The organism is Candidatus Electronema sp. TJ (assembly GCF_048287355.1).
In the GTDB taxonomy this organism is placed as follows: Bacteria; Desulfobacterota; Desulfobulbia; order Desulfobulbales; family Desulfobulbaceae; genus Electronema.
Genome location: NZ_JBLWEP010000063.1, coordinates 1 through 11575 on the forward strand (window position 1 = coordinate 1; position 11575 = coordinate 11575).

Here is an 11575-nt window from a genome sequence, read left to right on the forward strand (position 1 = left end):
GCTTGGTGCTTTGCGTGTCATTTTATTCCCACCTTAGTAGACCTCTTGCATAAGTCGAACCAGTCAGTGCGCCCTGTGTGAATGAAAATCTTTCGCCCGATCCATTTGCGGCTCAGGCAAGACCGTTTGAAGAGTATTATGGCTGGATTGTCCGTCGCAACGACCTGTTCACCGTTTGAATCGTCCCAAACGCAATTTAAATTGCCCTGATTCACACTTAAACCGTCCCGTTTTCGATTGAAATCGTCCCGATTCACACTTGAATCACTCCGGTTTCAATTGAAATTGCTCCGATTTAAATGTGAATCGTCCCGGTTTCAATTTGAATCAAGGCGATTTAAATTGAAATCGGCCTGATTTAAATCGAAACCGGCCCAATTTCAATTGAAACCGGAGCGATTTAAGTGTGAATTGCCTCGGTTTCAATGTGAATCAGGGCAATTTAAATGTGAACCGTCCTGATTCAAGTTTAAATCAGGACGGTTTAAACGCGTTTCCGCCGGGAAAAAATTAAAAAATATCGGAGCAATGTCGGCATTGCAGCAGATGCGGGCGGGCAGCTCAGATGCAGAACACACAGCGGCGCAAGGAGGGGTGAACATGCGTTTTCCCAAACCAAAACCGTGACGAGGAACAGCGGCAGCGGGCCGGAAGCATTCTCCTTGCCGCCGGGCTGCATCAGACTTCTTGCGCAAGCAGCAGGGGCAAAAGATTTCTCGCCCCTACATCAAACACATGCTTGGCGCAGCCATTCGACGCAGAGTTATGCAAGAGGTCTATTAACTTTCGCCTGCAATTCGCCGTGGTTGAGCAGGTGAATGCGCCGTCCGTCCACTCGGATCAGTCCTGCCGCGCTCATCTCGGCAAAAATTCTTGACAGCGTTTCCGCACTGGCACCAAGCAGATTGGCCAGCTGCTTTTTTGGAATATCGAGCAGCACGTGGTCGGTGCGGCCCTGCTGTTCCGCCAGATAGATGAGATGCGCGGCCAGCCGTTCCGGCACGTCCTTCAAAGAAAGGCTTTCGATTTTGGCGGCAAAACGGCGCAAACGCCGAGCCAGAGCGGCCATGATCGACAAGGATAAATCAGGGTGCGCGGCCAGCAGCTCGACAAACTCCCTCTTGGGAAAGAACAGCGCGGAAGCGGCACTCATACTGACTGCGCTGGCTGGAAAATGCTGGCCGTGAAAGACTGGCACCAGGCCGAACGGCTCGCCCGGCCCCAAGATGTAGAGAATCTGCTCCCTGCCGTCCGGAGCCATTTTGAAGACCTTCACCTGCCCTTCGGCGACCACGTAAAAACCTCCGCTCACCGATCCCTCTATAAAAATCGTCTCACCCCGCCGGAACCGCTTTTCCACAGCAATGTCCGTCAGCCTTCGCAGCAGCGGCTCGGCCAGCCCCTTGAACAGGATTGATTCCGCCACAGCGGTGCTTTTCATAACCCAAGACAATTTTTTCGTTTTCTTGATGCAGGTCAAGGAAAAAGGCGTGCGGATGCGAGTATAGTATTTGTATATGCGGCAGTCCCATGCAGCGGGACGCGGCAGCGGCAGACGAAACTTTTTCTTTGACAGCAGGATATTTTTGGCATACAGGGAGAAAGTGTATCACGAAAGCGTGCAGATGTCTTCAGAATTGAGCGGGCGGACCCGCTGTCCATTGGTTCGGCCTTGACTGACAAATGCTTTTTCGCAGATTTTTTCCAACAAAAATCTGCCTGATGATGAACTTGTCCTCGCTGTTCGTCAGCAAATTTTTTGAGTGGCTCCTTGCTGAAGACGCGCCTGCGCAACAAGGGCAGGATGCCGAACAGCGCACACCGCTTTTTCCGCCTTGGTCGTCTGCTGCCGATTCTTTCCGCTCTCTCTGTACTGGCTGCGGTGCCTGCACTGCTGCTTGTCCAAACCAAATACTAGCCTTGAACGAAGACGGCTTGCCGGTCATTGATTTCAGCCAGAATGCCTGCACCTTCTGCGGCAGCTGCGCCAAAAGCTGTCCGACCGGTGCCTTGCAGTTCAATCCAGACAGCACAGCATGGAGCATCCGCGCCCGCGTCAGTGAAAACTGCCTGCTTGGCCGCCGGGTGCTCTGCCGCAGCTGCGGCGACCGCTGCGAGCGCGGCGCAATCCGTTTTCCGCTGGCAGAAGGACAGCTGCCGACAATTGCGGCTGACCAATGCAACGGCTGCGGGGCCTGCGCCAGTGTCTGCCCGGTTGACGCTGTGCTTTTTTCTGAATGAAGGACGGCTATGAACGTTTTGCAGACAGCCCAACATGCCGCAAAGCAGGCCTGCTTTGCCTTATGTGCGGCCGTATCTGCGGCTGGAAAAGGCTGCCCGGCAGGCAGCCTTTCATATTTTCAGAACAGGTGAATGCGCAATGAACATTTCCAGTTTCGTAGTTCACGCCCGCCCGGAGAACATGGAAGCCCTGCATAGGCAGATGGCGGCCTTGGCCGGCGTTGAGGTGCACACAACCCAAGATGACGGCAGGATGGTGGTCACCATCGAGGACACCCCGGATTCAGCCCCGGCAGACACCATCATGCAGGTGCAGCTGCTGCCCGGCGTGCTGACCGCGACAATGATCTACAACTACTGCGACGAATAAGGATTCGCCGCAACACATGAAAGGAGGAGAGCAGTATGGAAAAATTGAACAGGCGTGATTTTATCCGGGCCAACGCGGCGGCAGCTGCGGCGGCGGTGATCGGTGCGAATCTTCCGGCAGCCGAGGTGCTGGCGCAAAAGAATGACGACAGCGATATCAAATGGGACAAGGCCCCCTGCCGCTTCTGTGGCACCGGGTGCAGCGTGCTGGTCGGCACTAAGGACGGTCGCGTTGTCGCCACGCAAGGCGACCCGGATGCGCCGGTCAACCGGGGCCTGAACTGCATCAAGGGCTATTTCCTGTCCAAGATCATGTACGGCAAGGACCGCCTGACCCAGCCCCTGCTGCGCAAGAAGAACGGCCAATACGACAAGAACGGCGAGTTCGCCCCGGTGTCGTGGGACGAAGCCTTCGACATCATGGAGCTGAAGTTCAAGGAGTCCATCAAGAAAAACGGGCCGGATTCGGTCGGCATGTGCGGCTCCGGGCAGTGGATGATCTGGGAGGGCTATGCTGCCCAGAAGTTCATCAAAGCCGGACTGCGCACCAACAACCTCGACCCCAACGCCCGCCACTGCATGGCCTCGGCGGTCGCAGGCTTCATGCGCACCTTCGGCATAGACGAACCGATGGGCTGCTACGACGACATCGAACATGCGGATGCCTTTGTGCTCTGGGGATCGAACATGGCGGAAATGCACCCGATCCTCTGGTCACGGGTCACCAGCCGCCGCCTGACCGCCAATCATGTCAAAGTGGCGGTGATGTCCACCTATCAGCACCGCAGTTTTGATCTGGCTGACATTCCGGTAGTCTTCAAGCCGCATTCTGATCTGGTCATCCTGAACTACATTGCCAACTACATCATCCAGAACGGCAAGGTCAATCAGGACTTCGTCAAGCAGCACGTCAAGTTCAAGATCGGCACCACCGACATCGGCTACGGTCTGCGGCCTGCTCATCCCAAAGAGAGCGCGGCTAAAAATGCGGCCAAGGCCACGGAAGCCGTTGATTGCAGCTTTGAGGACTACGCCAAGTTCGTCGCCGAATACACCGTGGACAAGGCACACGAGATGTCCGGCGTGCCCAAGAAAGACTTGGAGGCATTGGCAGAGCTGTATGCCGATCCCAAACGCAAAGTGATGTCCCTCTGGACTATGGGTTTCAATCAGCACACGCGGGGCACGTGGGTCAACAACATGATCTACAACATCCACCTGCTGGTTGGCAAGATCTCTGAGCCGGGCAACAGCCCCTTCTCGCTCACCGGCCAGCCTTCAGCCTGCGGCACGGCCCGCGAGGTCGGCACCTTCTCGCACCGCTTGCCTGCGGACATGGTTGTGACCAACCCGGAGCACCGCCATCACGCCGAGGAAATCTGGAAGCTGCCGGAAGGCACGATCCCGGACAAGATCGGCTATCACATTGTTCAGCAGAACCGAATGCTCAAGGACGGCAAGCTGAATGTCTATTGGGTGATGTGCAACAACAACATGCAGGCCGGGCCAAACCTGAACGAGGAAAGCTATCCTGGCTACCGCAACCCGGACAACTTCATCATTGTCTCGGATGTCTATCCGACTGTCACTGCCTTGGCCGCTGATCTGATTCTGCCTGCGGCGATGTGGGTGGAGAAGGAAGGCGCTTGGGGCAACGCCGAACGGCGGACGCAGTTCCTCCGCCAGCAGGTCAAGGCGAAGGGCGAGGCGAAAAGCGACCTCTGGCAGCTTGTCGAGTTCTCCAAACGCTTCACCACGGATGAAGTCTGGCCGAAGGAGCTGTTAGACAAGAAACCGGAATACAAGGGCAAGACCCTGTTTGATGTGCTGTTCGCCAACGGCCAAGTGAACAAGTTCCCTCTGAGCGAGCTGCAGAAAGGCCACGACAACGACGAATCGCAGCATTTCGGTTTCTATCTGCAAAAGGGCCTGTTCGAAGAGTACGCTATGTTTGGCCGGGGGCACGGCCATGATCTCGCGCCATTCGAGATGTATCATCAGGCGCGGGGCCTGCGCTGGCCAGTGGTTGATGGCAAAGAAACCCTCTGGCGTTTTCGTGAAGGCTATGATCCGTATGTGAAAAAAGGCGAAGGCCTGAAGTTCTACGGCCACAAGGACGGCAAGGCGGTGATCTTCGCCCTGCCCTATGAGCCGCCGCCGGAGATGCCGGACGCGGAATATGACCTCTGGCTCTGCACAGGCCGTGTCTTGGAGCACTGGCATTCCGGCTCGATGACCCGCCGGGTGCCTGAGCTGTACCGGGCTGTGCCGGATGCGCTGCTCTACATTCACCCGGAGGACGCAAAGAAGCGCGGCCTCAAGCGCGGCGAGCTGGCGAAGATTGTCTCCCGCCGGGGCGAAATCACCTGCACCGTGGAGACGCAGGGCCGCAACAAACCGCCGCAGGGGCTGGTCTTCATCCCGTGGTTTGATGAGGGCCGCTTGGTCAACAAGCTGACCTTGGACGCAACCTGCCCGATCTCCAAGCAGACCGACTTCAAGAAGTGCGCGGTCAAGATCATGAAGGCATGACGGAGCGGATCATGGAAACTGAACGGCCTGCCAGCCCGTCAAGGCGGCGGCTTTTAACCGAAACTCTTCCAGCGGCGGCTGGCGCGTTCGTGCTGGCCGCATTGCTCGGCGGGCATCAGCAGTCGGCCAAGGCTTTGCCGCCTCATGCCTTCCGTCCGCCCGGCGCACTGCCGGAAGAGGACTTCCTGTCCGCCTGCCTGCGCTGCGGCCAGTGCGTGCGAGCCTGCGCGGAGAAACTCCGGCATGACAAAGGCGGGGAAACAGCGAAGCCAGCGGCCTTCCCGACAGACGCGGGCGCATTTGTCTCGCAGCTCGCTGAATTAGGGACAAACGCGCCGCTGGAAACAGCGGTGCCGGTGCTGCGTTTAGCTGAGATGGGCAGCGGCATTCCAGCAGGCACGCCGTATTTCGTGCCCCGGATCAGTCCTTGCCGCCTCTGCGAGGACATGCCCTGCGTCAAAGCTTGTCCTTCCGGCGCGCTCAACAAGAAACTCCCCTCGATTGACAAGGCCAGAATGGGGCTGGCTGTGCTCGTTGATCACGAAAACTGCCTGAACCATCAGGGGCTGCGCTGCGATGTCTGCTACCGCAACTGCCCGCTGCTTGACAAGGCCCTGACCCTGGAAATGCAGGTCAACCAGCGCACCGGCGTTCATGCCCGCCTGATTCCGACTGTGCATTCCAAGCACTGCACCGGCTGCGGCAAGTGCGAGCGGTCCTGCGTGCTGGAAAATCCGGCGATCAAGGTGCTGCCGCTGGCGCAAGCACGAGGGGCATTGGGAGCGCATTACCGGCTCGGCTGGGAAGAGAAGGAGAAGGCCGGGCATTCGCTGATCCCGGAAGCACTACAACTGCCTGTGCGCAAACCGGAGGCTCTGCCATGAAACAACGCATCGCAGGCCGTGAGGCCGTCGAAAAGAAAGGCTGGCTGCGGGCGCACAAGTGGCTGCTTCTGCGCCGGGCTGCACAGCTCGGCATCCTTGGCCTCTTTCTGCTGGGGCCGCTGACTGGCCTCTGGATTATCAAAGGAACGCTCTCAGCCAGCACAGCACTTGGCTTCCTGCCGCTGACCGATCCGCTAATCTTTGTTCAGTCCTTGGCGGCCAGACATCTGCCGGAAACCGCCGCCGTTTTTGGCTTCATTGCTGTGCTGGCAATCTACAGCCTGATCGGCGGGCGGACGTACTGCGCCTGGGTCTGTCCGGTCAACCTTGTCACCGACGCAGCCGCATGGACGAACCGGCGGCTGGAATTGAAGAAAAACCTCAGCCTGAGCAAAAGAACCCGCTGGTGGCTGCTCGGTTTCATCATAGTGTCATCCGCGCTGACCGGCAGCATCGTTTGGGAAGCGGTCAATCCTGTGACCGCCCTCCAGCGCGGCCTGCTTTTCGGCATGGGGCTGGGCTGGCTGCTGCTCGCCGCGATTTTCGTCTTTGACGCATTTATTCTCCGGCATGGCTGGTGCGGCCATCTCTGTCCAGTCGGCGCGGCCTACAGCCTGCTTGGCAGCATCGCGCTGCTGCAGGTGAAAGCCGCTGGCCGCGCCCGCTGCACTGACTGCATGGACTGTTTCACTGTCTGTCCTGAGCCGCAGATCATCCATCCCGCGCTCAAGGGCGACGCAAGCCCGGTCATTCTTTCCCACAACTGTCTCAACTGCGGACGCTGCATGGATGTCTGCCCGCAGGATGTGTTTTGCTTCTCTCAACGAACCTGATTGGAGTCTGTCATGAAAAAGACCATATACACTCTGTCGCTGCTCGCCGCCCTCCTGCCCTTGGCTTCAGCTTCCGCCAAAGACACGCCGCCCGCGCAGACGCAGGAGCAAGCTGCTCCGCCTGCCGCCGCCGCGCCGGTGCAGCCGCTGCGCAAGAACCCGATTGACGGGCCAGAAGACGCGCCGGTGGACGGCGACTGGAAGACCAAGGACGCGAAAGTGCCGCGCACCTTCATCCATCAGCCGCCGGTTATTCCGCATGACATCTCCGGCTTCGTCATCACCGCCACGCAGAACGACTGCCGCAGCTGTCATGGCGTAGAAGGCTCCGGCGCGCCCAAACCGTTCAAAACACATTACATGGACCGCGACGGCAAGGTGACGGAGACTGTCGCCGCCCGCTGGAACAACTGCACGCAATGCCATGCCGGACAGGCGGACGTGCCGCCTTTGGTTGAAAACGTTTTTGGCAGCGGCAAGGGAAAATATTCATTAGGAGCCAAGGAGTAAAACAGCCAGTGCTCACGATGCTCCGGTCTGCCGGTTTTCCTGCGCACAAAACCACGCATTCGCAACATACGAATGCACGCATTTGATCAGCACGAAACCATGCATTTGATCGGATCGAATGCATGATTTCGTGAGCGGCGAAAGCGTGCAGTTCAGCAGACGGACATCGAGCGCAGCGAGCAATCCATCCCGGCTGCCGGATGCGGGCTTCCTTGCTGCGCCCGGACTGGTAGTTCTTATTATTTTATGCTGATCGGGCTGCATTTCTCAGATGCAGCAAAAAATAGACTTGCATTTTTTTCTGCATCTGAGATGATGCGTCATCAAGAAAAAAATTAACAAAGGGTCAACTTTCTGACCTGTAAAAAAACATAAATGGAGGAAGGTATGAAAGCAAAGGCCGCAGTTTGGTCGTGCGCCCTTGTGCTGGCCGCAGCGGGCGCAGCCCAAGCTGCTGAAGACAGCGCCAGGCCTAAAACGCTGTCTGAGGAGAGCAAGACCTGTCTGACCTGCCACAAAGACATCAACCAAGGCATGTACCAGCAATGGGGCGCGAACAAGCACTACGGGGCCAATGTCGGCTGCTACGAGTGCCACAAGGCGGAGAAAGGCGACAAGGATGCGATGGAGCACAACGGCTTAACCATCTCAGTCATCGTCTCGCCGAAAGACTGCGCCCGCTGCCACGCCAAAGAAGTGGAGGAGTTTGAAGGCTCGCATCACTCCAAGGCCGGCCAGATCATGGGTTCCTTGGACAACACCTTGGCTGAGGTGGTCGAGGGCAACAAAGGCATGAAGACGCAGGCTTTCCCCAACGGCGTGTCCGCCGCCGCCGTCAATGGCTGCTGGCAGTGCCACGGCAATGTGGTTCAAGTGCTGCCCGGCGGCAAGCTGGATCCGGCGACCTGGCCCAACAGCGGCATAGGCCGCATCAACCCGGACGGCAGCGAGGGCAGCTGCGCGGCCTGCCATTCGCGGCACAACTTCTCTGCCGCCCAGGCCCGCAACCCGGAAAACTGCGGCAAGTGCCACATGGGGCCGGATCATCCGCAGATTGAAATCTACAACGAGTCCAAGCACGGCATCGCCTTTTATGCCAACAAGGACAAGATGAATCTGAACTCGGCCAAATGGATAGTCGGCGAGGACTACTCCGCCGCGCCGACCTGCGCCACCTGCCACATGTCCGCGACTAAAGACATGCCGACCAATCACAACGTCGGCCTGCGCATCAAATGGAACAACCGCCCGGCGATCTCCAAAGAGACGCACACAGTGGATGCCGGCTGGGGCTTGGAGTCAGCCAAAATCACCGGCGACGAGCGGCGGGCCAATATGAAGAAGGTCTGCATCTCCTGCCACAACGTCAACTTCACCGACAACTTCTTTGTCCAGTATGAGGAGCTGATGAAGCTCTATCATGAGAAGTTCGCCAAACCTGGCATAGCTCTGTATGATGCTGCGACCAAGGTGCTGAAGGCGGTCAAGGGCAAAGAGTATGTCCAGTTCGGCCAGGCGATTGATTTCACTTGGTACGAGATATGGCATCATGAGGGACGGCGGGCGCGGCACGGCGCGGCGATGATGGCCCCGGACTACACGCATTGGCATGGCACCTACGAGGTGGCCAAACATTGGGCTGCCAAGTATATTCCTGAGCTGAAGGAAGTGATTGAGATGGGCAAGGCCAGCGCAAACAAGGAAGCGGTGACTGCGGCTGAAGAGCTGGAGCAGCTGCTGACCGAGACGCTGGAGAGCGACAACCACAAGTGGATGCTCGGCAAGGAGGATCAAGCCGACAAGGCGGAACGGGCTAAACGGGCCGAGGAGTTCAAAGCGAAGTACGCCAAATAGTCTGCAGAGCGATATTCACCTCTCCTAAGCAGCACGAAAGGCCGTTCCATGAGGAACGGCCTTTTTTCTGACCAGTCTTCGTTCTTTTTTCGCTGCCTCATTGTGGTTCACGAGCCTGTCGACAGGCACTTCCAGTTAACTGTTAAAATATTGACAACGTATTTATGTTATTGGTAATTATTTTACGAGCAGCATTGATGACAGTTGGCAATAAGCTTGAAACTATGAGGATGAAGTTCAGCACCTGCACCTGTTTGCGTTGTCTCGTGAGCAGGAAGGAGGTATAATTAACCCAAGGAGGAGTAAAAACTATAGCGGTTGCACGCTAATCGACTGCCTATCGTCTTTTCGGTCTTAATGCAATAATATATTGATATTATACATTCAATCCTTTTCTTGAAAGGGATTTTTAATATATGTTCAACCTGAAAATGCTATATGCCGCTTGGAGGGCAGTCTTATGAAGAGCAAATTTTCTATTTTGTGTTTTGTGTCGCTTGCGCTGACAGCGTCAGATGTCCAAGCGTATGCGGGCGACTGCAAAACTGTGTTTGCCTACGGCGATAAAAATATCAATGTCATTATCAAAGGTGGCAGTCCTGGCCTGAGTGGATGGCTCATAACTGTGCCATACCGCAGCAGTTTTACTGCGCCAATTTATGTAAGACTAAAGCATCAGAATAACAACAAACTGGCCGGGTTTGTCAAAGTCGAGTACAAAGATGGTCAGCTTTCGGTTGTCTATGACATGCTGAAAGGTTTTGTCATCAATGAGACCACTCTCTATGTAAGTGACAAAAAGACGGCAAGCATGGGCCACTACGAAATACATCATCACCCGAAGTTAGACCGTGCTGACAAGGACAGCTACGCTGTCGACGCTTCCGCATATTCAGAGAGAAAATTGTATTTGGCCGCCATGGCGGTCGTCTGCGGCGGGAGTGGAGGAGGAACAGATCCGGATGAATGCAACACGGAAGAATTAAGCTGGGCAGGAGCGTGGCAGGACAACGTCATCTACAAAACGGGTAATATTGTTCAGCATGACGGCAGCAGTTACATCAACACCTGTCCCGAGTCGACCGAAGGCGTTCCTCCTCCTTTAGACATGGTTCCGGCCAGATGCTGGGATCTCGTAGCGGCCAAAGGCGAAGAGGGCAAACTTGGGCCGCAAGGTCCTGTTGGCCCGACAGGCGAACCCGGCGCGGTCGGCTCCACTGGACCTAAGGGCGAAAAGGGCCAGCAGGGTGAAAAAGGCGATAAGGGAGAGAAAGGTGATCCCGGCATCCAAGGACTGATGGGGCCTCAGGGCAAGCAGGGGGAGAGAGGAGAGCGCGGCCCCACTGGACCTGCTGGAGAGAAGGGTGATCCCGGCATCCAAGGACTGATGGGGCCGACAGGACCTCAGGGACTGCAAGGGGAGAAAGGAGAGCGCGGTCTCACGGGGCCTAAAGGCGACAAGGGCGAAAACGGCCAGCAGGGCAAAAAAGGCGAGAAAGGTGACCAAGGGCCGACAGGACCTCAGGGTGAAAAAGGAGAGCGTGGCCCCACTGGAACCGCTGGAGAGAAGGGAGCTAAGGGAGATCGCGGGCCTGTTGGACCGACAGGCCCGCAGGGATTGCAAGGTCTGCGCGGCATTGCCGGGCCGATGGGGCCTATAGGGCCGACAGGGCCTCAGGGGTTGCAAGGCATTCCTGGCAAGGATGGCGTGTGCACATGTTCTCCCTCTAAGCTGCTCCTCGCTTCACGCACTGACTCTGATTTTGTCCCATTCGTGGCAGGCCAGTGCTATGAAGGAGATTTCATGGTGGGTCTCGATGCGCGTGGGCAGATCATCTGCCGGGATGCGGGAGGGGGCTGCCGTACCGCCTTCGCTTTTGGTTCAACCAAGTTGGACGAAATTCTGCCCGCCACACTCTGGGGCTGGCAGCTCAGCATCAGCAAGGGCGAAACCGTGACCCAGCCAATCTACACCAGCGCAGCAGGCAATGACTTGAGCAAAGCAATCAAAGTCGGTACGCTGACTGTCAGATTTCAAGACAGCAAAGTGAGAGTGACCTTCACTATGACCGGTGATGCCGCCATGAGCGCGACCCATCTGTATGTGGGGGAGAGCAATGTCGCGACCACACTGCCGGGGAACTACGGCAATGCTCATGATGGACTGAACAGAGCGGTTGTCGACAGTTACGAGGTCAATGTCAGCAGCGAAGCGGCCAGTCTGAATATTGTCGCGCAAGCTGTGGTCTGCGACAAAAAAAATAAACACTAGCACTAGCCAGCGATATGAAAAAGTGGGTGGTGGTCAAATGGCAAGTGATGAGTTAGTATAGGGTGATGATACAAGAAATC

9 protein-coding genes are annotated in these 11575 nt (G+C 56.8%); 8 read left to right on the plus strand and 1 reads right to left on the minus strand.

Annotated elements, in window-relative coordinates; translation table 11 throughout:
• Positions 1-763: 763 nt before the first annotated feature.
• Complete coding sequence (locus tag ACNKID_RS06315) at positions 764-1426, minus strand: Crp/Fnr family transcriptional regulator (protein ID WP_417912587.1); 663 nt, start codon at positions 1424-1426, stop codon at positions 764-766.
• 296 nt (positions 1427-1722) lie between these two features.
• Between ACNKID_RS06315 and napF the strand changes: the two genes are divergently transcribed.
• From napF to ACNKID_RS06355, 8 genes are all read left to right on the plus strand, one after another.
• Positions 1723-2241, plus strand: a complete 519-nt coding sequence (gene napF, locus ACNKID_RS06320) for a ferredoxin-type protein NapF (protein ID WP_417912588.1) — start codon at positions 1723-1725, stop codon at positions 2239-2241.
• A 139-nt stretch (positions 2242-2380) separates the two neighbouring features.
• On the plus strand, positions 2381-2611 hold the full coding sequence (locus ACNKID_RS06325) for a chaperone NapD (RefSeq protein WP_417912589.1): 231 nt from the start codon (positions 2381-2383) through the stop codon (positions 2609-2611).
• A gap of 35 nt (positions 2612-2646) precedes the next feature.
• On the plus strand, positions 2647-5142 hold the full coding sequence (gene napA, locus ACNKID_RS06330; protein WP_417912590.1) for a nitrate reductase catalytic subunit NapA: 2496 nt from the start codon (positions 2647-2649) through the stop codon (positions 5140-5142).
• Between the two features lie 11 nt (positions 5143-5153).
• Positions 5154-6026, plus strand: coding sequence for a ferredoxin-type protein NapG (gene napG / locus ACNKID_RS06335; protein ID WP_417912591.1), 873 nt, complete (start codon positions 5154-5156; stop codon positions 6024-6026).
• Positions 6023-6859, plus strand: coding sequence for a quinol dehydrogenase ferredoxin subunit NapH (gene napH / locus ACNKID_RS06340; protein ID WP_417912592.1), 837 nt, complete (start codon positions 6023-6025; stop codon positions 6857-6859). Before napG ends, napH begins: the two co-directional genes overlap by 4 nt.
• A 12-nt stretch (positions 6860-6871) precedes the next feature.
• The gene (locus ACNKID_RS06345; RefSeq protein ID WP_417912593.1) at positions 6872-7369 is read left to right on the plus strand and encodes a nitrate reductase cytochrome c-type subunit; all 498 of its coding nucleotides are present in this window, start codon (positions 6872-6874) and stop codon (positions 7367-7369) included.
• Positions 7370-7756: 387 nt separating this feature from the next.
• Entirely contained in the window at positions 7757-9223 is a 1467-nt protein-coding gene (locus tag ACNKID_RS06350; RefSeq protein ID WP_417912594.1) for a multiheme c-type cytochrome, read from the plus strand.
• Between the two features lie 460 nt (positions 9224-9683).
• Positions 9684-11495 (plus strand): hypothetical protein, encoded by a 1812-nt coding sequence (locus tag ACNKID_RS06355; protein WP_417912595.1) that lies wholly within the window; start codon positions 9684-9686, stop codon positions 11493-11495.
• Positions 11496-11575: the final 80 nt, after the last annotated feature.

Coding starts and splice junctions, on each gene's coding strand:
- napG (WP_417912591.1), top strand. CDS start 5,154: ATGGAAACTGAACGGCCTGCCAGCCCGTCAAGGCGGCGGCTTTTAACC.
- ACNKID_RS06355 (WP_417912595.1), top strand. CDS start 9,684: ATGAAGAGCAAATTTTCTATTTTGTGTTTTGTGTCGCTTGCGCTGACA.
- napF (WP_417912588.1), top strand. CDS start 1,723: ATGATGAACTTGTCCTCGCTGTTCGTCAGCAAATTTTTTGAGTGGCTC.
- ACNKID_RS06345 (WP_417912593.1), top strand. CDS start 6,872: ATGAAAAAGACCATATACACTCTGTCGCTGCTCGCCGCCCTCCTGCCC.
- ACNKID_RS06350 (WP_417912594.1), top strand. CDS start 7,757: ATGAAAGCAAAGGCCGCAGTTTGGTCGTGCGCCCTTGTGCTGGCCGCA.
- ACNKID_RS06325 (WP_417912589.1), top strand. CDS start 2,381: ATGAACATTTCCAGTTTCGTAGTTCACGCCCGCCCGGAGAACATGGAA.
- napA (WP_417912590.1), top strand. CDS start 2,647: ATGGAAAAATTGAACAGGCGTGATTTTATCCGGGCCAACGCGGCGGCA.
- napH (WP_417912592.1), top strand. CDS start 6,023: ATGAAACAACGCATCGCAGGCCGTGAGGCCGTCGAAAAGAAAGGCTGG.